This is a genomic window from Kitasatospora sp. NBC_01246 (assembly GCF_036226505.1).
GTDB lineage: Bacteria > Actinomycetota > Actinomycetes > Streptomycetales > Streptomycetaceae > Kitasatospora.
Window position 1 is genome coordinate 351,193 of sequence record NZ_CP108484.1, and the last position, 24,880, is coordinate 376,072.

Annotated in this window: 21 protein-coding genes; 2 read left to right on the forward strand and 19 right to left on the reverse strand. The window is 74.2% G+C overall.

The genetic code is table 11. The features are described from left to right. Positions 1-296 precede the first annotated feature (296 nt). Positions 297-653, reverse strand: a complete 357-nt coding sequence (locus OG618_RS01555; RefSeq protein WP_329485273.1) for an STAS domain-containing protein — start codon at positions 651-653, stop codon at positions 297-299. A 312-nt stretch (positions 654-965) separates the two neighbouring features. Continuing rightward, entirely contained in the window at positions 966-1,859 is an 894-nt protein-coding gene (locus tag OG618_RS01560; RefSeq protein WP_329485274.1) for an SDR family oxidoreductase, read from the reverse strand. A gap of 186 nt (positions 1,860-2,045) precedes the next feature. Here OG618_RS01560 and OG618_RS01565 point away from each other — a divergent pair, with 186 nt between their 5' ends. Next, positions 2,046-2,519: a hemerythrin domain-containing protein gene (locus OG618_RS01565; RefSeq protein WP_329485275.1), complete on the forward strand. Its 474-nt coding sequence runs from the start codon at positions 2,046-2,048 to the stop codon at positions 2,517-2,519. A gap of 710 nt (positions 2,520-3,229) precedes the next feature. Beyond that, the gene (locus OG618_RS01570) at positions 3,230-4,285 is read left to right on the forward strand and encodes a substrate-binding domain-containing protein (protein WP_329485277.1); all 1,056 of its coding nucleotides are present in this window, start codon (positions 3,230-3,232) and stop codon (positions 4,283-4,285) included. A gap of 364 nt (positions 4,286-4,649) precedes the next feature. Here OG618_RS01570 and OG618_RS01575 read toward each other — a convergent pair whose 3' ends face one another. From OG618_RS01575 to OG618_RS01655, 17 genes are all read right to left on the reverse strand, one after another. After that, positions 4,650-5,585, reverse strand: coding sequence for an aldo/keto reductase (locus tag OG618_RS01575; protein ID WP_329485278.1), 936 nt, complete (start codon positions 5,583-5,585; stop codon positions 4,650-4,652). Further along, positions 5,582-7,075: a GMC family oxidoreductase gene (locus OG618_RS01580; protein WP_329485279.1), complete on the reverse strand. Its 1,494-nt coding sequence runs from the start codon at positions 7,073-7,075 to the stop codon at positions 5,582-5,584. Before OG618_RS01580 ends, OG618_RS01575 begins: the two co-directional genes overlap by 4 nt. Further along, positions 7,072-7,998: an adenosine kinase gene (locus OG618_RS01585; RefSeq protein ID WP_329485280.1), complete on the reverse strand. Its 927-nt coding sequence runs from the start codon at positions 7,996-7,998 to the stop codon at positions 7,072-7,074. The genes OG618_RS01580 and OG618_RS01585 overlap by 4 nt, the downstream gene beginning before the upstream one ends. 172 nt (positions 7,999-8,170) lie before the next feature. Next, entirely contained in the window at positions 8,171-10,279 is a 2,109-nt protein-coding gene (gene malQ / locus OG618_RS01590) for a 4-alpha-glucanotransferase (protein WP_329485281.1), read from the reverse strand. Then, the gene (locus OG618_RS01595) at positions 10,263-11,171 is read right to left on the reverse strand and encodes an HAD family hydrolase (RefSeq protein ID WP_329485282.1); all 909 of its coding nucleotides are present in this window, start codon (positions 11,169-11,171) and stop codon (positions 10,263-10,265) included. The genes malQ and OG618_RS01595 overlap by 17 nt, the downstream gene beginning before the upstream one ends. A 3-nt stretch (positions 11,172-11,174) precedes the next feature. Then, positions 11,175-13,334, reverse strand: a complete 2,160-nt coding sequence (locus OG618_RS01600) for a glycogen/starch synthase (RefSeq protein WP_329485283.1) — start codon at positions 13,332-13,334, stop codon at positions 11,175-11,177. A gap of 38 nt (positions 13,335-13,372) precedes the next feature. Then, positions 13,373-13,915, reverse strand: a complete 543-nt coding sequence (locus tag OG618_RS01605) for an NUDIX hydrolase (protein WP_329485284.1) — start codon at positions 13,913-13,915, stop codon at positions 13,373-13,375. After that, entirely contained in the window at positions 13,912-14,799 is an 888-nt protein-coding gene (locus OG618_RS01610) for an SDR family oxidoreductase (protein WP_329485285.1), read from the reverse strand. The genes OG618_RS01605 and OG618_RS01610 overlap by 4 nt, the downstream gene beginning before the upstream one ends. After that, positions 14,796-15,824, reverse strand: coding sequence for an ROK family protein (locus OG618_RS01615; protein WP_329485286.1), 1,029 nt, complete (start codon positions 15,822-15,824; stop codon positions 14,796-14,798). The genes OG618_RS01610 and OG618_RS01615 overlap by 4 nt, the downstream gene beginning before the upstream one ends. After that, positions 15,817-16,917: a sugar phosphate nucleotidyltransferase gene (locus tag OG618_RS01620; RefSeq protein WP_329485287.1), complete on the reverse strand. Its 1,101-nt coding sequence runs from the start codon at positions 16,915-16,917 to the stop codon at positions 15,817-15,819. The genes OG618_RS01615 and OG618_RS01620 overlap by 8 nt, the downstream gene beginning before the upstream one ends. Beyond that, positions 16,910-19,015, reverse strand: coding sequence for a glycosyltransferase (locus tag OG618_RS01625; RefSeq protein ID WP_329485288.1), 2,106 nt, complete (start codon positions 19,013-19,015; stop codon positions 16,910-16,912). The genes OG618_RS01620 and OG618_RS01625 overlap by 8 nt, the downstream gene beginning before the upstream one ends. A 5-nt stretch (positions 19,016-19,020) precedes the next feature. Then, complete coding sequence (locus OG618_RS01630) at positions 19,021-20,487, reverse strand: hypothetical protein (protein WP_329485289.1); 1,467 nt, start codon at positions 20,485-20,487, stop codon at positions 19,021-19,023. 2 nt (positions 20,488-20,489) lie between these two features. Beyond that, a complete protein-coding gene (locus OG618_RS01635; protein WP_329485290.1) occupies positions 20,490-21,296 on the reverse strand; it encodes an ABC transporter permease in 807 nt (268 codons plus the stop codon). Next, positions 21,293-22,138: an ABC transporter permease gene (locus OG618_RS01640; RefSeq protein WP_329485291.1), complete on the reverse strand. Its 846-nt coding sequence runs from the start codon at positions 22,136-22,138 to the stop codon at positions 21,293-21,295. The genes OG618_RS01635 and OG618_RS01640 overlap by 4 nt, the downstream gene beginning before the upstream one ends. Next, on the reverse strand, positions 22,135-23,151 hold the full coding sequence (locus OG618_RS01645; RefSeq protein ID WP_329485292.1) for an ABC transporter ATP-binding protein: 1,017 nt from the start codon (positions 23,149-23,151) through the stop codon (positions 22,135-22,137). The genes OG618_RS01640 and OG618_RS01645 overlap by 4 nt, the downstream gene beginning before the upstream one ends. Next, positions 23,148-24,449, reverse strand: coding sequence for an aspartate aminotransferase family protein (locus OG618_RS01650; protein ID WP_329485293.1), 1,302 nt, complete (start codon positions 24,447-24,449; stop codon positions 23,148-23,150). Before OG618_RS01650 ends, OG618_RS01645 begins: the two co-directional genes overlap by 4 nt. Then, positions 24,446-24,853 carry a cupin domain-containing protein gene (locus tag OG618_RS01655; RefSeq protein WP_329485294.1) on the reverse strand — a complete coding sequence of 136 codons (408 nt, stop codon included), beginning with the start codon at positions 24,851-24,853 and terminating at the stop codon, positions 24,446-24,448. The genes OG618_RS01650 and OG618_RS01655 overlap by 4 nt, the downstream gene beginning before the upstream one ends. Positions 24,854-24,880 lie beyond the last annotated feature (27 nt).

Consider the following 24,880-nt stretch of genomic DNA (forward strand, 5'->3'; position numbering starts at 1 on the left):
TAAGAGACGGGCGTCTCGCCGCCCCGTCCCGGCCCGTTACCCACGTGTTATCGATGGCCTTCGGCCCACCGGTCGACCGCCGACCCGTCGGACCGTCCGAGGTAACGAACCGGCCAAGCCGCGGGCCGGGGCTCTCGCTCGGTACTCCCTCCTGGCTCATGACGACGCCCGGTCGGTGCGCAGGGCGCCACCGGGCGCGGACCCACCCGCACGCCCGAGGAGAACCGTGGGAGAGTCAGCCCTCGCTCATGTCGCCGTCCCCAGCGACGAGGCCGCCTGTTCCGTCCCGACCCTTCTCAGGCGCTGCGCGCCGGCGGCCCCTCGGTCACCTCGAACACCTGGTCCGTGCCGGTGACGTCGAGCAGCCGGACCACCTGGCGCGAGGGGCGGGCGAGAGCCAGGAGAGTCCCGCGCTGCTCGGCTTGCAGGCGGGCCCGGAGCAGCTCGTTGAGGCCGCTGGAATCGCAGAACGGGACCGCCCACAGGTCGACGAGCACCACGGACGGGGCCGGGGTGCGTAGCAGGACCTGGTTGAACACGGCATGCAGGACGTCGACTTGGTCGATGTCCAGGTCCCCCGAGACCTCGATCACAGGCCCGGTACCGGTCTCCCGGACGACGGCCGCGATCTCACGCCCTGGGGTATCGCTCACGGTGGCCCCTCTTTCCGCTGTCTCGCATCGAATGGACACGACGATCCTAGAGGGGGTCCGACCGCTGGTGATCCGGCGAAGCCTCTGTCCACCGCCCCGTCTCGTCAGTGATCGAGGGCGGGGTGTGCGGCGCCTGTCGGCCCCTGGGTGGGCGATCCCCGCTGGGGCCGCCGGTCGTCGCGGCGGGCCTGCCGTCCACCCGCGGGCACGCTGCCACACACCCGCCCGACTCGACCGGATGCGGCCGCCCGCCGTCCGGGCCTCCGCGAGCCCGGGCGTCCGGCCGGGGCCCGGAGGCCGGGGCCCCGCTGGTCAGGGCAGAGGCGTGCCGCCGGTGGCGTTGACGATCTCGGCGGTGATGTACGAGGACTCCTGGGAGGCGAGGAAGACGTAGGCGGGGGCCATTTCGGCGGGCTGGGCGGCGCGACCGAGCGGGGACTGCTCGCCGAAGTGCGCGACCTTCTCCTCGTCCATCGTCGCCGGGATCAGCGGCGTCCACACCGGGCCGGGCGCGACGGCGTTCACCCGGATGCCGTCGGGCGCGAGCTGCCCGGCCAGGCCCTGGGTGAACGCGACGATCGCGGCCTTGGTCATGGCGTAGTCCAGGAGGTGGGGGCTGGGCTTGTACGCCTGGACGGAGGCGGTGTTGATGATCGAGGCGCCTTCGCGCAGGTGGGGCAGGGCGGCCCGGGTAATCCAGAACATCCCGTACAGGTTGGTCCTCATCACCCGGTCGAACTGGTCGGTGGTGATCGCGGCGAGGCCGTCGGGCTGGGACATCTGGTAGGCGGCGTTGTTGACCAGGATGTCGAGGCGGCCGAACACGTCGACGCAGCGGGCCACCAGCTCGGCGCAGAAGTCCTCGTCGCGCAGGTCGCCCGCGACGGCGAGGGCGCGCCTCCCGGCGTCCTCGACCAGCCGGGTGGTCTCCGCCGCGTCGGCCTCCTCCTCGGGGAGGTGGCAGAAGGCGACGTCGGCGCCCTCGCGGGCGAAGGCGAGGGCGACGGCGCGGCCGATGCCGGAGTCGCCGCCGGTGATCAGCGCGACGCGGCCGGCCAGCCGGTCGGCGCCGCGGTAGCTGTCCTCCCCGTGGTCGGGGCTGGGGCGCATGGTCTCACCGCTGCCCGGGTGGGGCTGGGACTGCTCGGGGAACGGCGGCTGCGGCTGCTGGGAGGTGGGGTCCTGAGGGGTGTGCTGGTCGCTCATCACGGCGGATCCGGTGCTCCTTCGGAGTGGGTGCGTCGGGTTCGGGGCGAGTCTGGCCCCGCGCGGGGCCGTTCGCGCGGTGGGACGGGCCGTGCGGGTGGTCCGTGCGCCGCCCGGGTGTCCGCGGCGGCGCACGGGGTACACGTGCGCCCGACCACGGGCCGTCTACCCCGGAAAGGAACGCGCATGGACGCGATCGTGCTGCTGAAGGAAGACCACAAGACCGTCGAGAGCCTGTTCAAGGCCTTCGAGAAGGCCGGCGACCGGGCCTTCGCCGAGAAGCGCCGGATCGCCGACCAGGTGATCGAGGAGCTGACGGTCCACGCCGTCATCGAGGAGGAGGTCTTCTACCCGGCCGCCCGCGAGGCCGCGCCCGACACGAAGGACCACGTGCTGGAGAGCGTCGAGGAGCACCACGTCGTCGTGTGGATGCTCTCCGAGCTGGCCGGCATGGACCCGGAGGACGAGCGGTTCGACGCGAAGATGACGGTGCTTATGGAGAACGTCCGCCACCATGTCGAGGAGGAGGAGAAGGAGTGGTTCCCCGAGGTCCGCAAGGCGATGGGCCGCAACCGCCTGGTCGAGCTCGGCGAACAGCTGGAGGAGGCGAAGAAGTCCGCCACCCGCGACCCCCTCAAGGTGCCCAGCGCCACCGCGTGACGGGGGCGCGAGATGTACGGGAGCGTGTGGTCGCCGTCGACGGTGAGAGGTTCCGCTGCTTCGGCTGCCAGGGCGTGGCGGTGACACGTTCGTTCACGGGGGATCGTGTGGTGAAACCGAACATCCGCCCGTGAGCATCCGGGGGGGATGCGGTGGGAGGCCGTCCTCGGAGCCTCTCCGCTCTTCCGCCCCGGCGTGTTGTGCTCGCCGGCGCCGGGCCTCCCGGTGTGCAGAGGAGCAGAGCAGCAGAGCAGCAGCCCGGTGGGCCGCCGGTCAAGGGCCCACCGGGCTGTCGGCTTTCCGCTGGTGGGGCGGCACTCGGGGGAATCGTGCCGGTGCGCGCGGGGGATCCTACGGCTCGGTCGGGCCGCCCCCGCCAGGCCCCCCGGAAGCATCCCCCGACAGACCGTGACGGAATGTCAAAGCGATCTCGTTCACGTCCGATCTCTTGACGCTCGTCGGCTGAGGGTCTTCCATGTCACTGCACGTCGGAACCTGTTGTATTCCGTTTCCTTCTGTTGTCATGGTTCCGTCTGTGTGCGCCCGGCACCCACCCCTCCGCCGGGCACCTCTCGTCCCCGGGCCTCGGGTCCGGCCACCTGCCCCCGTCGTCGTGACTTCCCCACCACCACCAGCAGCCCGGCCGCCCTACCGGCCTGCGACGCACCCCTCCTTCCGCGCAGAGTCGCGCGTCCCCCACTGGAGCCGTCATGTTCACCACGCCCCAACGCCGAGCCGTGGCCGCCACCGGCCTCCTGCTCACCTTCGGTCTGAGCAGTGCCTGTTCCACCGGCCAGGAGTCCACCTCGGCCTCGGGGGCGGACGCCCCGGTCGCTCCGGTCAGCGGGAAGATCTCCATGACCTACCTCCAGAAGCAGGGCGACCAGGAGTACTTCGTCGGCGAGGCCGAGGGCGCCAAGGCCAAGGCGACCGAGCTCGGCGTCGACCTCAGGATCGTCAACCTCGGCAGCGACGCCAACAGGGCCGTCAGCGAAGTCCGGTCCGCCATCGCGCAGAAGAGCAACGGCCTGATCGTCGTCGTCCCCGACCCGGCGGTGGGCCCGCAGGTGGTCCAGGCCACGCGGGACGCCAGGGTCGCGCTGCTCACCTCCGACGACCAGATCTGCGCCACCGGCCCCGACCCGTCCACCTGCGCGAAGCAGAACCTGGTGCCCCGGATCGGCTTCTCCGGCGCCCAGATGGGCGGAGAGGTCGGCAAGCGGGCCGCCGAGGAGTTCAGGAAGGCCGGCTGGAACCCGGCCGAGACCCGCACCATCTCCGCCTGGAAGCAGGACGTCACCGTCTGCACCGACCGCGTCAAGGCGGCCAAGGAGGCCTTCGCCGCCGGCGCCAGCGCCGGTGTCCAGAACATCGACGTCGCCACCGACAACACCCCGGCCGGCGCGCAGGACAGGATCGCCGCGACCGTGACCGCGAACCCCGGGGTGAAGAACTGGGTCGTCTGGGGCTGCAACGACGAGAACGTCCAGGGCGGCGTCACCGCGCTGGAGAACGCCGGCATCGGCCCCGACCGGGTCATCGGGGTGGGCCTCGGCGCCTACCTCGCCTGCAAGAACTGGGCCGGCGGCAGGCCCACCGGCATGAAGGCCGCCCTGTTCATCAACGGCAAGGACGTCGGCGCCCTGGCCGTCCAGACTCTGTACGACAAGCTCAAGAACGGCAAGGACATGCCCGCCGAGGCCTTCGCCCCCACCACCATGGTCAACGCCACCAACTGGCAGAGCAGCGGCGTCACCTGCCACTGACGTCGTTCAACGGCAACATCGCCAACCTGAGGCCTCGCCGCCTTCCACGCGCTGCTGCCCACCGGCAGGCCCCGCCCCGCCCTGGCCGAGTACGCGCTTCTCTACGAGCCCTTCGACGCCGAACTCGTCAAGATCCTCTCCGGCCAGGAGGACACCAGCACCGGCCTCGCCAACGTCGTGACCGAGGCGGCGAAGCTCCTCCCCGGCTACACCACGCCCTGACCCGGCGGGCGGCCCCCGGCCGCGGAGCCTCCCGCCGGGTGGCGCCCCACCGCCGACCGTCGTGACGCCCCCCGGACCCGAGTCCCGGGGGGGTCGTTCCGCCCTGCGGTGTCAGGCCGCGCGGGACCGGACCGGCGCCGGATCAGGGCAGCGGGGCGCCACGGGCGGCGATCCACAGCTCGTACCACTCCTCGTGGCTGAGCTCCGGCTCGCGCAGCACGGCGTCGCGGCAGGCCGCGATGCGTTCGGGGCGGGCGGTGCCGATGACCGGCGCGATGCCGGCCGGGTGGCGCTGGAGCCACCACAGCACGATCGTCTCCGGCGTCGTCCCCCTGCGCTCGGCGAGCCTGCCGACGAGTTCACCGGCCGGCGTCGGCTCGCTGCCGGTGAAGCGGCCCCGGGCCAGGGCGCCCCAGGCCTGGAGCCGGATCCCGTGGGCGGCGCAGTACTCGACCGTCCCGTGCGGGAAGCCGTTCGAGGCGGCGGCGGAGGTGTTGACCAGGACGCCGGCCTCGACCCAGTCCCGGCGGTCCAGGCTCATCTCCAGCTGGTTGACGACCAGGGGCACGTCGAGCACCGACTGGAGCCGGGCGATCTGCGCGGCGCTCATGTTGGACACGCCGAACCGCCGTACCAGGCCCTGCCGGTGGAGCGAGCCGAGGGCCTCGGCGATCTCCTCCGGGCCGGCCAGCGGGTCGGGCCGGTGCAGCAGCAGCACGTCGAGGCTGTCGGTGCGCAGCCGGGTCAGGCTCTCCTCCACCCGTCGGAGGATGCTCGGCCCCCGCAGGTCGTAGTGGCCCGGCCGTCCGCCTTCGGGGAGCCTGATACCGCACTTGGTCTGCAGGGTGATGCGCTCCCGCAGGCCGGGGGTGCGGGCGAGCACCTCGCCGAAGACCGCCTCGGACTTGCCGTACCGGTAGATGTCGGCGTGGTCGAAGGCGGTGATCCCGGCGTCCAGCGCGGCGCCGACCGCCGCCTCGGCGTGGTCGATGTCCGTCGCCGTGTACGGGCTGTCGTCCCAGCTGCCGCCGAGGCCCATGCATCCGTACAGGACGCGGTCGGCGGTGGCCCCGGTCATGCCGCTCCCCCGATCAGGTCCGCCAGCATCTCCGCGACGGCGAGCACCGGAAGCTGGGTGTTCGCCGCCGGGACGGTCGGCAGGACGGAGGCGTCGACGATCCGCAGGTTCGCCACGCCGCGTACCCGGGCCTCGCCGTCGACCACCGCCAGGGGGTCGTCCGGCGCTCCCATGGCGCAGGTGCCGACGGGGTGCCAGTAGGTGCCGAGCCGGCCGCGCAGGTCCTGGTCGGACAGGTCCCGGGCGGGGTGGCCCCGGACCGGACCGGCCAGTGGCTTCAGGGCCGCCGTCGCGGCCATCCGCTCGACGATCTCCAGGCCCGAGCGCAGGACGGCGAGGTCGTGGCCGCCTTCGTCGGTGAGGAAGCCGGGGTCGATCTCGGGGGCGGTGGCGGGGTCGGCGGACGCCAGCCGCACGGTGCCGCGCGAGGTCGGTTTCATGACGAAGGCGGAGATGCCCGCCTCGTACCGGCCCGGCGGGAGCTTGCCGAACAGCGGCGGGCCGGCGACGGGCAGGATGTGGAGGTCCCAGGAGTCGTCCGGGCAGAGTTCGCCGGCCGCCCGGACCAGCATCCGGCTGACGTACAGGTCGCCGTCGGCCTCCTTCGCGGCGAGCGCCGCGTTCAGCTCGTCGGTCGGGGCCAGCGGCACGAAGACGCCGGGCTGGTCGGTGAGGTTCGATCCGACCCCGGGGAGGTCGATCTCGGGGCGGATGCCGACCGTCCGCAGGTGGTCCGCCGGGCCGACCCCGCTGCGCATCAGCACCGCGGGCGAGCCGAAGGTGCCGCAGGCCAGCAGGTAGGCGTCGGCGACCAGGGTCTCGTGCCGGCCGCCGATGTCGACGCGGACGCCGCGGACCCGGCCGTCCCCGATGTCCAGCCGGTCCACGGCGGCTCCGGCGAGGACGGTCAGGTTGGGCCTCGCGCGTGCCGCGTCCAGGTAGGCGAAGGCGGCGTTGTGGCGCACTCCGTCGAAGGCGTTGAGCAGGGGCGTGCCGTAGCCGGGCCCGCTCGGGGTGCCCATGTCCACCTCCCGGAAGCCGAGTTCCGCGGCCGCCGCCAGGGCGGCGCGGCTCCACGGCGAGAACTCGCGCTCCGGTACCCGGCGCAGGCCCATCTGTTCGACCGCCGCGAGGCGGTACGGCTCCAGCGCCGCGGCCGTCCAGCGCGGACCGCCGGTCCGGGCCCACTCGGCGTGGTCGGCCTCGGATCCCCAGGTGTTCCAACAGCCGTTGATGCAGGAGGAGCCGCCGAGGACGCGGGCGCGGATGCGGTGCGCCGGGGCGTGCCGCTCCCACACCTCCTCGCGCGGCAGGGCGCGGGCGTTCAGCACCTTCGCCGGCCAGTCCTGCCGGTCGGGGCCGAAGTCGGGACCGGCCTCGACCAGGCAGACGGTGCGGTCCGGGTCCTCGCTCAGACGGGCCGCCAGCACGCAGCCGGCCACTCCCCCGCCGAGGACGATCACGTCGTAGCCGGCCGGTGTGCCCGTCACGCGCCCGCTCCCGCTGGCGCGGCGTCGAGTTCGGTGAGGCGGGCGAGGAGTGCGTCCCGGCCGATGGAGTCGGTGCCGGTCGCCGGCACGGTGCAGGCGTAGGCGCCGGCGATCGCGCCGTACCGGGCGCAGCGCGCCGCCGGCTCACCGGACAGCCAGCCGAGCAGGAAGCCCGACGCGAAGGCGTCGCCCGCGCCGTTGGAGTCGATCACCGGTGCGGGCGGGGTGACGACCGGGACGTGGGTGATCTCCCCGTCGGCGAGCAGGTACGCGCCCTCGGCGCCGGCGGTGGCGACGACCACCCGGGCCCGGCCGCGTTCGGCGATCTGCCGCATGGTCCGCTCGGGGTCCGCCAGGGCGGTGGTGGACACGAACACGACATCGGCCTCGTGGGCGAACGGCTCGTGGTAGGGGTTGGTGCCGTCCCAGTTGTGCAGGTCGGTGGAGACGGTCAGGCCGGCCTCGCGCAGCAGCGGCAGGGCGAAGGCGCAGGGATAGGTGATCGAGACGTGCGCGTGGCGGCTCACCGCGGCCAGCGCCCGGACGGTCTCCTCGGGCAGCCGGTCCGCCTCGTGCGAGCGGCTGTCGTCGTACAGCGAGAGGCGCCGCCCGTCGGGGCCGACCAGGTTGACGGCGCGCTTGGTGCCGCCCGGCAGCGGGACCTCGGTGAGCGGGATCCCCCGGTCGCGGTGCAGGGCCCGGATCAGGTCGCCCGCGTGGTCGGCGCCGATCATGTCGAGGTGGTGGGTGCGCAGGCCCAGCGCGCTCAGGCCGAGGGCGACGAAGTCGCCGGTCTGGCCTGCCCGCATCTCGATCCTGGGCACCATGTAGCTGTCGGCGAACGGGAGCGGCAGCTCGGGCACGTACACGATCGTGTCGACACCGGCGCCTCCCAGGACGAGGACGTCTGTCTCGGTACTCATGGGTGTTCCTCTCGGACGTAGGGTCCGGGTGGCGGTGGCCGTGGGTCCCCACCCGGTGGTGGGCCGCTCCCCCGGCAGGCGGGTCGGCGGGGCGGTGCGGCGGACGGGCAGGGTCCCGCGGACGGCTCCGGCGTGAGCCGTCACCCGGTCGAACGCGGGGCCGCCCCGGACGTCACGGGGTGGCCGGCAGGTCCCGGTAGACCTCGGCGACGGCACGGGGGCCCGGCAGGGCGGCCAGCTCCTCCAGGGTGAGCGGCCGGCCGGCCGGATCGGCTATCGGCAGCCGCCAGTTGGGGTACTCGTCGACCGTGCCGGGCAGGTTCTGCGGGCGGCGGTCCCCCACCGTGTCGGGCAGCCAGACGCCCAGCAGCTTCGCCGGGGTGAGCGCGAGGAACCGGTGCAGGCCGAGCACCTCCCGGCTCGGCACCTCCGGGCCCGGCACCTCCCCGGTCCGCGGGCCGGGTGCGCCGGGTGCGCCGAGTGCGCCGGCCCGCTCCGCCTCGGCGAGCCAGCCGGCGCTCTCGGCTGCCGCCGCGGCCGCGGCCTGCTGCACGGGTTCGGCGAGCAGGCCGAGCTTCTCGTGCAGGCCGACGTGGTCACCGTCCAGCCAGGCGGCGGTGCTGGGCAGGTCGTGGGTGGTGAGGGTGGCCAGGCAGCCGTCGCGCCACTCCTCGGGCGGGAGCGGACCGGAGCGCTGTTCCGAGCCCCCGAGGTACTCGAAGCGCAGCACGGACGTACCGAGGATCCCCCGGTCCGTCAGCTCCTCGCGGACTCCGCGCTCGACGGTGCCCAGGTCCTCGCCGATCACCATGCTGCCGGCCCGGTGCGCCTCCAGGGCGAGCACACCCAGCATCGCCTCGTGGTCGTACCGGACGTAGGCGCCCTCGGCGGCCCGCGCGCCGGCGGGTACCCACCAGAGCCGGAACAGCCCCATGATGTGGTCCAGCCGCAGTGCGCCGGAGCGGTGCAGCGTGCCGCGCAGCACCTCGGCGAACGGCGCGTACCCGGCCTCGGCGAGCGTGTCGGGCCGCCAGGGCGGCAGGCCCCAGTCCTGGCCGTGCGGGTTGAAGTCGTCGGCCGGGCAGCCGACCGTCATGCCCTCGGCGAGGTAGCGCCGCAGGCTCCAGGCGTCCGCGCCCTCGGGATCGACGCCGACCGCCAGGTCGTGCATGAGCCCGATGGCCATGCCCGCCCCGGTCGCGGCCCGCTGCGCCTCGCCGAGCTGTTCGTCGACCAGCCAGGCGACCCTGCGGTGGAACTCGATCCGGCCGGCCAGCTCGCGCCGGGCGCCGGCGACGTCGGGCCCGTCGGGGCTGCGCAGCCCGGCGGGCCAGGACCGCCACCCGGTGCCGTGCACCTCGGCGAGGGCGCACCAGGTCGCGAAGTCGGTCAGCCCCGGCCCCTCCGTGTCGGTGTACCGCCGGTAGGCGGCCTGCCGGGCCGCGTCGAGCGGTACCCGGTGGAGGAGTTCCAGGGCGCGGAACTTGAGGTCGCGGACGGCCGCCCGGTCGATCAGTGCGCCGGTGAGGACGGCCTCGCGCAGCCGGCCCCCGCTCGCGGCCAGCTCCTCGACGGCGGCCCGGTCGGCGGGTGACAGGGCCGCGTACTCGGGTACCGCCTCGATGCGCAGGTTCATCGGGTCGGGGTAGCGCCGGCTGCTGGGCCGGTACGGGGACGGGTCGGGCAGCGGGCCGGGCACGTAGGCGTGGAGCGGGTTGAGCTGGACGAAGTCGGCGCCGAGGGCGCCGGCCCAGCGGCCCAGGTCGGCCAGGTCGCCGAGGTCGCCCATGCCCCAGGAGCGCGCGGAGAGCACCGAGTAGAGCTGGGCCAGGAATCCCCAGCCGCGCCCGGCGGGACCGGCCAGCCGGGTGGGCGCGACCAGCAGCGGGGCGGCCTCCCGCCGGCCGGCCCGCTCGGCGTGGAGGGTGTGGCGGCCGACCGGGAGTTCGGCGAGGTCCGTGCCGAGGTCGCGGACGGGCCTGGTCCGGCCGTCCTCGGTCTCGACCAGCAGGTCGGTGCGGGGCGGTGTCCGCAGGTCGGCGCGCGGGCGTCCGGAGCGGAGCACGACGCTGGGCGGGAGCAGGCGTTCGGCGAGGGCGCGCCGGCGCTCGGAGAGGGCCGCCCGGACGGAGCCGCCGGTGGCGGCGTCGACGCCCAGGGCGGCCAGCACGGCCCGCAGCGTGTCCGGGGGAGTCTCGATCCGTCGGCCTACGTCGGTGGTCCAGTGGGTGGAGACGCCGTGCAGTTCGGCCAGTGCGGACAGCTCACGCGTGGGCGACATCGGTCGGACTCTCCCGTCGGTGGGTGGTGGATGGGGCGGCGGCGGGCCGGTCGGCGGCGGATCGACCGGCGTCGGGCGGGAAGAACCGTTCGAGCACCACCGCGACCCCGTCCTCCTCGTTGCTGGGGGCCGTTTCGTCCGCGCGGCGCCGGAGTTCGGCGTGGGCGTTGCCCATGGCGACTCCGTATCCGGCCCACTCGATCATCGGGATGTCGTTGGGCATGTCGCCGAACGCGATGGTGTCGGCGGGGGTGAAGCCGAGCAGGGCGGCCGCGGCGGCCAGTCCGCTCGCCTTGCTGACTCCGGCGGGGAGCAGCTCCACCAGCCCCTCGCCGGAGTGGGTGACGGCGACCTCGTCCGCGCAGACCCGTCGGGCCAGCGCGGCGAGCTCGTCGTCGCCCAGGTGGTCGTGCCGGATCAGCACCTTGTCCACGGGCCGCGCCCAGAGGTCGTCCGGGCTCTCGGCCAGCCGCCAGCCGTGCCGCAGGCGGCTCTCGAACCCCGGTGTGACCAGGAAGTCCCCGGTCAGGCCGGCGGTCACCACCGCGAGTCGCAGCGGCCCCGCCTGCTCGGCGATGCGCGCGACCAGGGGTCGCACGGTCGGACCGTGCAGGCCCTGCGAGGACAGCAGCCGGTCGGCGCCGACGTCGTAGAGCTGGGCGCCCTGGCCGCAGACCGCCAGTCCCCGGTAGTCGAGTCGTTCCAGCAGGGTCCGGCAGCCGGCCGCTGCCCGGCCGGTGACCACCAGGTGGAGGGCGCCGGACGCCTCGGCCCGCGCGAGCGCGGCCCGCGTCCGGGCGGAGAGGCTGAGGTCGCCGCGCAGCAGGGTCCCGTCCAGGTCGGTGGCGACCACCCCGAAGGGCGGCGGACGGCGGCGGGTGGGTGCGGTCATGGGTCAGTCCCTCTCCAGTCCGGCGCCGACCGGCGTGACCCGCCGGGGGGTTTCCAGCGGGCACTCGTCCCAGGCGGAGCGGCCGTCGCGCAGCCGCAGCAGGAGGACCAGCGGCCCCTGCGGCCGCTCGCGCAGCACGGTGGTGAAGTACCCCTCGGCCCCGGCCAGCCGGTGCTCGCCGGTCGGCAGTACGAGCAGCACGCTCTCGGCGTGCGGCAGGCGGTAGTCGATCCGCAGGCCGTCGCCGACCGGCTCGACCAGGCAGCGCCCGTCCACGAGGGCGGTTCGGCCCGGGTCGTCCAGGAGGACGGCGAGTTCGGCGCAGCGGGCGAAGTCGGCCCTGGCGTACGCGGCGGCGAACAGCTGCTCCAGCGCGGTCCGGTCCACCGCCGGCACACATCTGCGGTAGTTCGCCAGGTCACCGCGGCCGAGCGCCGATTCGGCGATCTCGCGCCGGTGGGTGACCCAGTCGGTGTCGGCCAGGCTCTCGAACCAGCCGTACCCGGCGGCCCGCTCCGGCGTCAGTCCAGGCAGGACTCCGGCGGCGGCGGCCGCGAAGGTCGCCAGCCGGGTGGTGGCGGCCTTGCGCCAGGTGAAACGGCGGGCGAGCGCACGGGAGTTGTCGGAGAGGCGGCGGTACTCGGCCGGGTCCTCGCGGTGGATCCGGGCGGCCTCCAGGATCCGGTCCGTCAGGGCGGCGGCGAGCAGCGGGTCGTCCTCGGTGAACGAGCGGGGGACGGCGAAGCCGGTGACGTCCGGGTGTTCGCGCGGCAGCTGGTGCCGGTAGTGGGTGGTGACCTCCTGTGCGGTGCCGATCGGCACCGCGCCGCAGGCCATCAGCTGTCCCTGGGCGATCAGGAAGGAGTCCAGCTCGAACTTGGACGGGAAGAGGCAGAAGTCGGCCGCCACGGCCTCCCGGTGGAGCACGTCCTCACCGGCCATGGACCAGTCCAGCCGGACCCGCCCGGGGTGACGGTTCGCGACCTCCTCGAAGAAGGGGTCGCCGACCGGGCTGACCACGCCGTCCCCGCCGGCCGCGACGGCGCAGCGGACGACGAAGTTGATGTCCGGGTCGACGGCGAGCACGGCGTCGATCGCCCGGAACAGTTCGACCTGCCCCTTGTGGTGCACGGAGAAACGGGCCACGTGGTAGAAGGTCGGCAGGGCCGGGTCCAGCCCGCGGGCGGTGAGCAGTCGCGCGCGGTCGGCCCCGGCCGGGTCGCGGGCCAGCCAGCCGTCGGGCACGGCGCAGCCGCCGACGAACTGGCGGGCCGCCGACTCCCGGACGATCCGCGCGACGGTCAGGTCCTGGAAGGCGCGTTCGAAGGGCGTGTCCCGGAAGGTGGAGTAGAAGTCCAGCTGACCGGGGGTGAGGAAGTCCAGCAGGTCGCAGTTGGCGGCGACGAGCGCGTAGTAGCCGATGCCGTCGGCGGTGGGGCGGTCGGCCAGGTGGGTGCTCGGCAGTTGGGAGGTCATCGCCGCGGCGAGCCGGCCGGTGGCCGGCGGGTCGGCGAGCGCGTCCAGGTCGGCGTCGGTGTCGAACAGTTCCAGCAGCCGCTCCAGCTGCGGCCGGTGGACCTGCTGGTTGATCGGCATGTTGCTGGCCAGGGTGCTGACCACCAGGAAGCGCGGGTCGGTGCGCAGCACCGGCGGCAGCAGGTAGTGGTAGTAGGGCTCGTAGGCCTGCACCACCGCGGGCTCCGCGCCCAGGTCGAGGTGGGCGCGCAGGAAGCGCAGGCCGGAGACCTGGAAGACGAGCGGCTTGAAGAAGGCCAGGTCGTGGCCCTCGCTCGTGCGGGCCGGGTAGATCCGCTCGGGCAGCAGGTCGAGGTACTCGTCGGACAGGAAGTAGATGTCGACGCCCTCGTGCCGGAGCCGGTGGGCGCGGGTGGTGAGCCGCAGTTCGAGCTCGGCGGGGTGGCCGGGCCAGACGGCGCGGTCGAGTACCAGCGGCACGGTGTGCCGGTCGACGTGGTCCAGTTCCTCCAGCTCGTAGTGGGCCCTGAGGTGTTCGAGGCAGCCGTGCGCCGGGGTGATCACGGAGACGCGGTGGCCCTGGTCGGCGAACTCGCGGGCCAGGTTCCACACCAGTGAGGCGAGGCCGCCACGCATGAGGCGGATGTCGAAGCCCACGCTCTCGAAGGCGAATTTGACGATGTGCACCGCCGGGTCCTCTCTGTCGTCGCGTCGGTCGTGCTGTCTCAGGCCTCGCCGGGGGCGTGCAGCGTGAGCAGGGTGTGCGCGGCCAGGGTGGCGGCGTCGGTGATCCGTCCGGACCGGACGAGGGCGCGCCATTCGTCCGGATCGGCCCAGCGCTGGACCATGTCCGCCTCGGAGGCCTCCCGCTCCGGCTCCCCCGCCGTCAGCTGTTCCGCCAGGAAGACGTGGCAGCCCTGGCTGGAGTAGCCGTAGGCGACGTGCAGCCGGCCCAGGTAGGTCATCCGGGCGGCCCGCAGGCCGGTCTCCTCGCGAAGTTCGGCGCGGGCCAGGTCGAGCGGGGCCTCGCCGCGGTGGCCCTCGGGCCAGGAGCCCTGCGGGAACTCCCAGTACCGGCCGCCGGCCGGGTAGCGGTACTGCTCCACCAGGTGCACCCGGCCGTCCTGGCGGGGGACGACCAGGGCGTAGTCGGGTTTGTCGACCACCCCGTACCGGCCGGCGCTGCCGTCGGCCCGTTCGATGTCGTCCTCGCGGACGGTCATCCACGGATTGCGGTAGACCTCGCGGGAGCGGACGGTGCGGATCACGGGTTGTCCTCCAGCAGGGCTCGGGTGCCCTCGGCGACTCCGCGCACCCGCAGGCCGTGGGCGGCCAGGAAGCCGGCCAGCCGGTCGCTGGTCAGGCAGGTGTTGGTGGGGCGGCTGGCGTAGCGGCCGGCGGCCTTGGGCACCTTGCGGACCAGCGAGCGGGGCACGCCGAGGCCGTCGGCGACGGCCTCGGCCCAGGCCGCCCGGGAGATCCGGTCGGGGCCGCCCAGGTGCAGCAGCGGGGGCGCCGCGCCGGCCAGCGCGCCGGCGGTGACGGCGGCGACGTCCTCGACCAGGACGGGTGTCGTCCACTGGTCGTCCGGGGCCTCCACCGGCTCGCCCCGGCGCAGGCTGTGGGCGCAGGCCGAGAAGAAGTTGAGCCACTTCCCCGCGTCGGCCGGCTCCCAGCCGTAGATCAGGCTGACCCGCAGCACGGTGGCGCCGGGTGTGCGTCCGACGATCCGCTCGGCCCGCAGCTTGGCCCGGCCGTAGGCGTTCGCGGGGGTGGTGGGCGCGTTCTCGTCGTTGGCCGGCGAGCTGCCGTCGAAGACGTTGTCGGTGGAGATCAGCACCGTCCGGCAGCCGGGTGCGGCGGCCGTGAGGTTGGCCGCCGCGGCCGTGTGCAGGTCGGCGGCGCGTTCGGGGTTGGCCTCGCACCAGGTCACGTCGGAGGGGCCGTGCACGAGCACCAGCCGGTCGGGGCGGACCTGCTCCACCACCCGGGCGCAGGACCGGGCGTCGGCCGCGTCGAGCGCCACCCAGGGGGCCGGCGGGGCGGTGAGCGGGTGCCGGGAGGCCAGCACGGGGCGGTCGCCGGAGGCGGCCAGCCGGGTGGCGACGGCGCGTCCGACGAAGCCGCTGCCGACGATCAGGGTGCGGGTCACCGGGCGGCCACCGCCTGCCGGGCGGTGCCGCGGGCGGTGAGCAGCCGGCCGGCGCCGATCAGCCCGTGGTCGTCGTCCGGCTCGCCGAGGACGACCATGCGGCCGATCTCCTCGGCGCTCAGGCCGAAGCAGCCGAGCCGTCGGAGCTCCTCGGTGAGCAGTTCGACGAAGCGCGGGCCGACGGCCAGGGCGAAGCCGCCCATCAGGACGTAGCGCCGTACGCCGATCGAGGCGAAGACGGAGGTGATCGCGGAGGCGAGGTGGGCGAGGCCGCCCCGCAGCACGGCGGTGGCGAACGCGTCGCCGGCGCGGACGGCGGCGACCAGGGCGCGGTTGTCGAGCCGCGCGGGGTCGGGCGCGTCCTGCGCGAGCCGGGAGCCGGCGTAGCCGGCCGGGTCGGCGAGGGCCGCGCGGCGGGCGGCGGCCTGCATGCCGCGGCCCGAGGCGATGGCGCCGAGGTGGCCGCGTCCGCCGCAGTCGCAGCGCGGTGCCCGCGGGGACGGGTCGCTCGTCCAGTGGCCGAGCTCGCCGCCGTGCCCCTCGGGGTCGAGCAGCACCTCCCCGGCGCGGTAGACCTTGCTGCCGATCCCGGAGCTCACCGTGATCAGGCAGAACGGCTGCCGGCCCTCGGTGGCGACGTACCGCCAGACGGCGGCCGTCAGGTCGTTGACGACGACGACCGGGAGGCCGAGCCGCTCCTCCAGCAGCAGGCGCAGCGGCAGCGGTTCGCCGCGGCCGCCCCAGACGGTGGGTGCGGTCATCACGCGGCCGTCGGCCGTGACGGGGCCCGCGAAGGCGAGCGCCAGGGCGCTGCTGCGGTGGCGCCGCACGGCCCGGCCGGCCAGTTCGGACAGTTGTGCGACGATCCGGTCCTGCAGTTCGGGCACCGGCGCGCCGGGGTGCCGGTCCATGCCCTCGGTGGGGGTGCGGCGGATGTCGGTGAGCGCGTCGGTGGCGGTGTCGTAGCGGGCGATCCGCAGGGTGGTTCCGCCGAGGTCGGCGACGGTGAAGGCGGACTCAGCCACGGGCCCCTCCCCGGGCGTACTCCATGGGCTGCACGTAGCCGTCCTCCAGGACGACCGCCGAGTCGATCTCGGCTCCCGCGGGCACGCTCGCGCCGGGCAGCAGGACACTGCGGCGCACCACCGCCCCGGCGCCGATCCGCACGCCCGGGAAGGCGACGCTGTGCTCGATCCGGCCGTGGTTGGCCAGGTCGGCGGGCACCACGCTGCGCTCGACGCCCGGGGCGCGGACGACCAGGCCGCGCGGCGTCGCGGGCCGGACCGTGAGCGGCAGCCGGTCGAGGGGCAGGGTCGGGCCGTCCCCCACCATGGCCAGGTGGGCCCGGTGGTAGCGCTCGACGGTGCCGATGTCCTCCCAGTGCCCGGGGACTTCGTAACCGAGGATCCGCTCGCCCCCGGCGAGCATGGCGGGGATGACGTCGCGGCTGATGTCGTGCTGCCAGTCGGTGCCGTCGAGGTGTTCCAGGTAGCGGTGCAGCACCGTCGCGTCGAAGACGCAGAAGGCGGCGAACACCAGGTCGCTGGTCGGCTCGGCGGGCTTCTCCACGAAGCCGGTCAGCCGCCCGGCGGCGTCGAACTCGACCATCCCGAAGAGGTGGACGAAGCGGCGTTCGATCCGCTGGTAGGCCACGGTGAGCGCGGCGCCGGTGCGGCGGTGCCGCTCGATCAGCGGGCGGTAGTCGAAGCGGTAGACGTGGTCCGCGTGCAGCACCAGCACCTCGCTGGTGCCGGGGCCGAAGACGTAGCGGGCCTTGCGGATCAGCGCGTCCGCGGTGCCCCGCTCCGGCGGCCCGTCGGGGCGGACGAGCGCGCTCGCCCCGCCCTCGCGGTAGGCCCGGTCGTAGGGGCCGAAGTGCACCCGGAAGCCGGGGCGCCACCACGTCCGGTGCAGGTCGTCCATCAGCTGCTTCTCCTCGTACTGGGAGAGCAGCAGCACCTCGCCCAGGCCGGAGGCGGCGGCGTTGGCGAGCGAGAAGTCGATCAGGCGGCAGGCGCCGCCGAAGGGCACCAGCGGCTTGAGCCGGCCGTGGCCGAGCCGGCCCATCCGGCGGCCCTCGCCGCCGGCCAGCAGGACGGTGCGCACGGAGTCAGCCATGTCGGATCACGTCCCAGGTCGCGCGGCCGGTGGTGAGGGTGAGCAGGAAGTGCAGGTCCTCGCCGGGGGCCGGCAGCGGGCAGGTGAACACGTCGCCGCTGCGGTCGAGCTGGTGCACGATCACCTGTCGGCGGCCCGGTCCCGGCGGGGCGAGCCGGACCAGTTCGACCCGCTCGGCGTGCGGCAGCCGGTAGACGATCGAGCCGTCCTCCACGGTGCAGCGCCCGTCCAGCCTGGCGCGCAGCGCCGGGTCGCGGTCCGCGGTCGGCTCGCAGCGGACGAAGTCGGCGCGGGCCCAGGCCGCTTCGAACAGGGCACGGTCGGTCGCCGGGTCCGGTTGCTGGCAGCGCCGGTGGGCCTCGGCGTCGCCGAGCCGGGCGGCGGCCTCGGCCACCGCGGCCCGGTCGCTCTCGTACGCCTCGTCCGGCAGCAGGTCGAACCAGCCGTGCCGGAGCACGCGGTCCAGGCCCAGCTCCGGCGAGCGTCCCTCCCAGAGCGGGGTGAAGGCCGCCACGTGCAGGTCGGCGGCGTGACTCCAGGTGAACCGCCGGGCGTTGGCGACCGCGTTGGCGCGCAGCCGGCGGTACTCCTCCGGCCGCTCGCGCAGCAGTGCCGCGGCCTGGTGGATGCGCCGGGCGAGGGCGTCGGCGAGCAGGGGGTCGTCCTCGGCGAACGAGCGGTTGACGGCGAAGCCGGTGGCCCGCTCGGCCTCGGGGCCGGCCAGCGGGTCGGCGACGTGTCCGAAGTGCGCCATGCCGCGCTGGGCGGTGGCGATCGGCACCGCGCCCGCGGCCATCGCCTCGCCCTGGGCGATCAGGAACGTGTCCATCTCGAACTTGGACGGGAAGAGGCAGAAGTCCGAGGACGCCGCGTACTCGACGATCCGCCGCTCGTCGACGCGCTGCCACTCCAGGTGCACGCGGCCCTCGTGGCGTCGCACCACGTCGTGGACGTAGGGGTCGTCGATCCCGGAGTCGCTGATGCAGCGCAGCACGAAGTTGGCGTCCAGGCCCTCGTTCAGGACCCGGTCGACGGCGCGGAACAGTTCGACCTGCCCCTTGTGGTTCACCGCGTAGCGCGCGTTGTGGAAGAAGGTCGGCCGGGCGGGGTCGAGCCCGAGCCCGCCCAGCACGGCGGCCCGGTCGACGGCGGGCGGCTCGCCGGTGGTCCAGGTGTCGCCGACGGCGCAGCCGCCGACGAAGCTCTTGTGGGCGTTGCGGCGCACCGTGTCGTGGATCGGCAGCCGGGTGAAGAGCTGTTCGAAGGGGGTGTCGGCGAAGTCGGTGTAGAACTCCAGGTGGCCGGGTGAGAGGAAGTCGACCAGGTCGGCGTGGTCGGCCACCAGGTCGTACACCCGGACGTGCCCCGGGCCGTACTCGTAGTGCAGGTGCGTGAGTTGCTGGTAGCCGCTCATCACCTGCTCGTGCTCGGTGAGCGGGTGTCCGGCGTCCTCGGCGGGCAGCTCGACCCCGGCGCCGAGGAACTCCAGCAGCCGTTCCACCTTCGGGCGGTAGACCTTCTTGGTGATCGGCATGTTGCTCTGCACGGTGCCCACCACCAGCTTGTCCGGGTCGTGGCGGAACGCCGCGGGCATCAGGTAGTGGTAGTACGGCTCGTGGGCGTGCAGGACGGCCTTCTCCTCGGCGAACCGCTCGCGCACGAAGCGGATGCTGTCCACCTGGTAGGCGAGCGGTTTGAAGAAGACCAGGTCGTGGCCCTTGCTCTGGTAGGGCGGGTAGAACCGGTCGGGCAGTTCGTCGAGCAGCCGGTTGGAGAGGAAGTAGAGGTCGACGCCGTCCAGGCGCAGCAGGTGCGCGGTGGTGGTCAGCGGGATCCGCACCTCGGCGGGGAAGCGCTCGCCCCAGGTCTGCGGGTCGAGGACGAGGGGCAGCTCGTACTCGTCCCGGTAGTCCAGGGTCTCCAGGTCGTGGAGGCGCCGCAGGTCGTCCAGCCGGCCGTGGGCCGGGGTGACGATGGAGACGCGGTGGCCGCGGTCGGCCAGCGCCTTGGAGAGGTTCCAGAGGTAGACGGAGGTGCCGCCCTGGATGAGGCGGTGGTCGAAGCCGCCGCACTCGAAGTAGGTCTCGATGATGTGCACGGGTGTCAGTCCTTCGCCGCGGAGGCGGGGAGGCGGGCGGCCTCCACGGCGTGCCGCAGGTTGATCGCCGCGTGGTAGGCGCGGTCGTGGGCGTACGCGTAGTCGAGTTCGTGGACGAGCCGGCGCAGCCGCAGCAGCCGCCAGGCGGGGTGGCCGGCCAGCGGCCGGCCGTCGGTGATCAGCAGGTCGCCGGTGCGGGCCGCCCAGAGCCGGGCGGCGGAGGTGAGCCGGGCCAGCTCGGCGACGTGCCGGGGGGTCCAGCCGGGGGTGTCCGGCGCCGCGCCGGCGGCGAGCAGCAGCGCCGTCCGGCAGGTGTCCTCGGGGTCCGTCCGGAGCGTCCGGGCCGCGTGGTCGGCCAGCTCGTCGGCGGTGAAGACCTCCAGGCCGCGTTGCAGGGCGGCGAGGTCCTGCCAGGGCGACTGCGCGGTGGACGGGTCGGCCGGGTCGGCCTCCGGGGTGGAGAGGTCGATCACGCACAGCTCCCAGCTGCCGTCCGCGCGCTCGCGGCGCAGCAGGTGGGACAGGTGCAGGTCGCCGTGGCAGGGGCCGGCCGGCCAGGGCCGCGGCGGCAGGGCGGCGATCCGCGCCAGCTCGCGGTCGAGACCGGCGGCGGCGGCCTGCCGGACGGCGACGGGGAAGCGGTCGTCGTCGAGGATCAGCGGGCGCAGCGCGGCGGTCCGCCCGGCGGTCTCGGCCAGGAAGTCGCTCGCCGGGAACTCCGGGTGCGGGCCGAGCCGTTCGGCCAGGTCCCGGTGGAACTCGTGCAGGAACCGGCCGGTCGCGCGCAGCGGCCCGGCCAGGGCGCGCTGGGAGTCGGCGACGGCGTCCTCCGGGTCGGCGCCGGCGTGCAGGAGGGGCCACATGGCGCGGATCGCGGCGCTCAGCGGAACGTTCAGGCCGTCGCCGTCGACGTAGCGGTAGAGCACGCCGAGCGGCTCCCGGCGGCCGGTGGCGGTCTCCACGTAGGCGTAGTCACCGGCCGGCTGCTGGGTCCGGCCGCCCGGTGCCATCAGGCGGAGCAGCTCGGGCTCGCGGGTGCCGACGCCGATCCGCCGGTACGTCTTGTGGGCGTGCGCGGCGCCGCCGAGGTCGAGCAGCGAGAGCGCGTTGGAGGACCAGCCCGGGTCGAACGGCAGCCGGCCGCGGTACTCGGCGGGGTCGCCGCGGAACTCGATCAGGTTGCCCCGGGCGGTGGGCAGCCGCAGGCCGTTCCGCAGGGCCCGGACGACCAGTTCGTCGTACTCGGGGGTGCGGTCGGCGCCGCGGCCGGGGTCGTCGTCCATGACGGGCACGAACCAGCGGCCGGTGCGCTCGCCGGCGGGGGCGACGATCAGCAGGCGGACGGTCTCCAGCGTGGCCTGGTCCAGGAGTTCGAACCGCCCGGCGCGGCGGCCGGTCTCGTCGATCCAGGAGGCCCGGCGCAGGAGGTCGACCGTGGCCGGCGGAAGGCTGCCGAGCAGCAGGGTGTCCATGTTCAGCTCCCGGTCATCTCGTAGCGGTCGACGCCCCGGTGCCACACCAGCAGGGCGAGTGCCGCCAGGGCGGCGGTCACCACCGGCAGCCAGCGCAGCAGGTCCGTCGCTCCGAAGAGCAGGTAGGACGCGGGGGCGTAGGCGGTGAAGGCGTAGGGCAGCAGCCAGGTGAGCAGCCACCGCAGGGAGGGGTGGTACAGGTCGAGGGGGTAGCCGGCGAAGTCGCCCAGCTGGTTGGCGGCGTACAGGGCCGGGAAGCTGTTGGTGGTCCAGAAGGACAGCGCGGCGAACGCCGTCTTGATCGAGGCGAGGATCAGGGCGCCGCACAGCACCAGCAGCGGGACGAGCAGCAGCCGGCCGGCGCTCGGGCCGAGGTCCAGCTGGTCGGCGGCGTACCAGGTGATGGCCACGCCGGTGACCAGCTCGCCGAAGCCGTCCGGGTAGAGGAAGCGTTCGGACAGCAGCGCGTACAGCGGGTGGACCGGCCGGATCAGGTACCGGTAGAACTCGCCGGACTGCACCAGGCGCCGTGCCAGGATCCACAGTTGGTCGGTGAACAGCCGGTCCAGGCCGCGCGGGAGGAGCGAGAACCCCAGCAGGAACAGCACCTGGTGGAAGTTCCATCCCGCGATCACCGGGACCTGCCGGAAGACCATCCCGACCACGGCGAGCTGGCCGCCCACCCGGAGCAGCAGGCCGCCCGCCCCGAGGGCGAAGTCCATCCGGTACTCGGTCAGCCGGTGCAGGCTGACGGCGCTCAGGTACCAGGTCAGCCGGGTGTAGCGGGCCGCGGTGGTGAACGCGCTCATCCGCCCAGCACCTCCACCCTGCGGACGGCCCCGCGCCAGGCGAGGGCGGCCAGGGCGGTCAGGCCGACGGCCCAGCCGGCCTGACCGGCCAGGATCCCGGCGGCCTCGGCGGGCCCCCGGTAGTGGCCGAGCAGCAGCCGCAGCGGTCCGTCGACCAGGGCCTGGAACGGCAGCAGGTGCGCGACGGCGGCCAGCGGCCCCGGCATCAGGGCGAGCGGCACGACCTGGCCGGCGAAGAACGCGACCACGCTGTCCTTGACGATCCGCACGCCCCAGATGTTGGTGGTGACAAAGCCCGCCAGGCCGACCAGCAGGTTCACCCCGAACCCGATCACCAGCGAGAGCCCGGCGGACAGCGCGAACAGCAGCCCGCCCGCCCAGCTCGGCGCGGACAGCGGCAGCAGCAGCGCGTACAGCAGCACCACCGGGACGGCGACCGTCCCGGCGTTGACCAGGGAGACCGGCAGGCCGGCGGCGAACCGCGCCAGCGGGTAGCTGACCGGGCGCAGCAGCGAGACCGCGATGTCGCCGCGCTGGACCTCCCCGGCCACCTCCTCGTCCACCCGGCTGGCCTGGAGCAGCGCCAGCATCTGGGCGAGCAGCACGTACGTGGTCAGCTCGGGCAGGTCGTACCCGCCGGGCAGGCCGCCGGTGCGGCCCGCGTACACCGCGCGCCAGAGGAAGACCTGGAGGCCGACGGCCGTGGTCGCGGTGACCGCGTTGATCACGAAGGTCGAGCGGTACTGCAGCAGGCCCTGAAGGCTGGCGGCGGCGAACGGGGTGTAGCGGCGCCAGGTGACGGCGAGCGGGGTGCGGCGGTGCCAGGTGGCGGCGGCCGTCACAGCAGCGCCTCCCGGGGCTCGGCCCGGCCGGTGTAGATCCGGCGGAGCACCGTTTCGAGGTCGGGCTCGGGGGCGACGCAGTCGGTGACGTCGAAGTGCTCCAGCAGGAAGCCCATCACCTCCCGGGCGGACGAGTGCCGGGTCGGGTACTCGACCCGGATCCGTCCGCCCTCGACCGGCCGGGCGGTCACGCCCGGCAGCCTGTCCTCGATCATCGCGATCGCCTGGGCCGGCGCGGGCCAGCCCTGGTGTTCGAAGACGACCGCCCGGGTGTCGGCGGCGCGCAGCAGCTCGTGCACGGTGCCCTGGTGCACCACCTCGCCCCGGTTGACGACCAGGACCTGGTCGCAGATCGAGGTGATGTCGCCGATGTCGTGGCTGGTGAGCATGACGGTCGTGCCGAGTTCGGCGTTGACCCGGTTGACCAGTTCGCGCACGGCCTCCTTCAGGACCAGGTCCAGACCGACGGTCGGCTCGTCGAGGAACACGACGGCGGGATCGTGCAGCAGGCTCGCGGCCACCTCGGCGCGCATCCGCTGGCCGAGGCTCAGCTGCCGCACGGGAGTGCTGCCGAGGGCGTCGAGGTCGAGCAGCTCGCGGTAGAGCGCCATGTTGCGCCGGTAGACCGGGGCGGGGATCTCGTGGATGCGGCGCAGGATCCGGAAGGAGTCCGGGACCGGGAGGTCCCACCAGAGCTGGCTCCGCTGGCCGAACACCACGCCGATGTTGGCGGCGTTGCGGCGGCGCTCCCGGTACGGCTCCAGGTCGGCCACCAGGCAGCGGCCGGAGGTCGGGTTCATGATCCCGGTCAGCATCTTGACGGTGGTGGACTTGCCCGCGCCGTTGGCGCCGATGTAGGCGGCCCTGGCGCCGGCCGGGATCTCGAAGGAGACCCCGGAGACGGCGCGCACCACGCGGTGCTCCCGGCTGAACAGCGTGCCGAGGCTGCCGAGCAGACCGGGCCTGCGCTCGTAGACCTTGAACTCCTTGACCAGGTTCTCCGCGACGATCACCGGCCGGCCTCCGTGACCTGCTCCAGGGCGCGCCCGAGCAGGGTGATGCCCTCCTCCAGGAGCGCCCGGTCGATGGTGAACGGCGGGGCGAGCCGGATGATGTGGCCGCCGAGCGAGGTGCGCAGTCCGAGGTCGAGGGCGGCGAGGTAGACGGCGCGGGCGATCTCGGGCGCGGGCTCCCGGCTCTCCCGGCTGCGGACGAACTCCAGCCCGTGCAGCAGTCCGAGGCCCCGGACGTCGCCGAGGACCTCGAACCGGGACTTGAGTTCGGCCAGCCGGTCGTCGAGCAGCGCGCCGAGGGTACGGACGTTCTCGATCAGGGTGTCGCGGGCCACCACCTGCAGGGTGGCCTTCGCGGCGGCGATGCCCAGCGGGTTGTTGGCGTAGGTGGAGGCGGTGGATCCGGCCCGGGCCGCCCGCGGGTGGCGCAGCACCTCCGCGCGTCCGGCCAGGACGGCGAAGGGGAAGCCCGAGGCCATGCCCTTGGAGAGGGCGACCAGGTCGGGCTGGACGCCGAAGCGCTCGCTCGCCAGGAAGCTGCCGGTGCGACCGCCGCCGGTGAGGACTTCGTCGGCGACCAGCATGACCCCGTTCTGCCGGGCGCTGTCGGCGATCTGCTCCCAGTAGCCGGGCGGCGGCACGATGACTCCGGCCGCGCCGAGCACCGGCTCGAAGACCAGCGCCGACACGTTGGACTTCTCGGTGATGTGCCGCCGGACCAGCGAGGCGCACCGCACCCCGCAGGAGGGGTACTCCAGTTCGAGCGGGCAGCGGTAGCAGTACGGCGAGTAGCCGAGGATGCTGTTGCCGGCATGGGCCTGGTTGCCGATGTCCCAGTGCACCAGCATCCGGGCGCCCTGGGTCTTGCCGTGGAAGCCGTGGCGCAGCGCGCCGATCCGGTTGCGGCCGGGGTCGGCGACGGCCTGCACGGCGCGCAGCGCGGCCTCGACGACCTCGGCCCCGGTCGAGAAGAAGCCGTAGGTGTCGAGCTGTTCGGGCAGCAGGCGGGCGAGCAGCTCGCACAGCTCGGCCCGGTCGGCGGTGGCGAAGTCGTGGACGTTCCACAGCCGGCCGGCCTGCTCGGTGAGCGCCGCGACCACCTCGGGGTGGCAGTGGCCGAGCGACTGGGTGAGGGTTCCGGCGGCGAGGTCGATGTACTGGTCGCCGTCGAGGTCGGTGAGGACGGCGCCGCTGCCCTCGACGAACACCCGGCGCCCGAGGGCGGACTCCTCCGAGGCTCCCGGCGCGAGGTGGACGGCCTCCCGGGCCAGCAGCTCGCTCTGGCGCGGGCCGGTCACCGGGCGCCGCCCATCGGGCCGACCTCGAAGACCAGCAGCTGGAGGTCCTCGTCCGAGGCGTTGGCGAGGCCGTGCTCGCCGTACGCGCGGTTGGGGACGACGTCCCCGGCCCGGACCTCGAACTCCTCGCCGTCCAGGGTCATCAGGCCCCGGCCGGACAGGATCACGTAGGTCTCCTCGTCGTCGGCGTGGCGGTGCAGGCCGATCGAGGTGCGGGGCGGCAGCACCACCAGGTCGATGAAGGCGACGGGGGCCGGGGCGCTCTCGCCGTGGTAGGCCCGGTGGGCGAGGATCGTGCCGGCACCCCCGTGGTCGGCGTTCACCCCTCGGAGCAGGCCCTCGTGCAGGTTGGACACCCGGCTGCGGGTCACACCACGGGCCGGCGGCGGTTCGGCGGGACTCATCTCGGTGCGGGCTCCTGTCGGGGAGGG

Coding starts and splice junctions, on each gene's coding strand:
- malQ (WP_329485281.1), bottom strand. CDS start 10,279: ATGTCGCCCACGCGTGAGCTGTCCGCACTGGCCGAACTGCACGGCGTC.
- OG618_RS01630 (WP_329485289.1), bottom strand. CDS start 20,487: ATGGACACCCTGCTGCTCGGCAGCCTTCCGCCGGCCACGGTCGACCTC.
- OG618_RS01635 (WP_329485290.1), bottom strand. CDS start 21,296: ATGAGCGCGTTCACCACCGCGGCCCGCTACACCCGGCTGACCTGGTAC.
- OG618_RS01595 (WP_329485282.1), bottom strand. CDS start 11,171: ATGACCGCACCCACCCGCCGCCGTCCGCCGCCCTTCGGGGTGGTCGCC.
- OG618_RS01620 (WP_329485287.1), bottom strand. CDS start 16,917: ATGGCTGACTCCGTGCGCACCGTCCTGCTGGCCGGCGGCGAGGGCCGC.
- OG618_RS01585 (WP_329485280.1), bottom strand. CDS start 7,998: ATGAGTACCGAGACAGACGTCCTCGTCCTGGGAGGCGCCGGTGTCGAC.
- OG618_RS01570 (WP_329485277.1), top strand. CDS start 3,230: ATGTTCACCACGCCCCAACGCCGAGCCGTGGCCGCCACCGGCCTCCTG.
- OG618_RS01565 (WP_329485275.1), top strand. CDS start 2,046: ATGGACGCGATCGTGCTGCTGAAGGAAGACCACAAGACCGTCGAGAGC.
- OG618_RS01560 (WP_329485274.1), bottom strand. CDS start 1,859: ATGAGCGACCAGCACACCCCTCAGGACCCCACCTCCCAGCAGCCGCAG.
- OG618_RS01655 (WP_329485294.1), bottom strand. CDS start 24,853: ATGAGTCCCGCCGAACCGCCGCCGGCCCGTGGTGTGACCCGCAGCCGG.
- OG618_RS01575 (WP_329485278.1), bottom strand. CDS start 5,585: ATGACCGGGGCCACCGCCGACCGCGTCCTGTACGGATGCATGGGCCTC.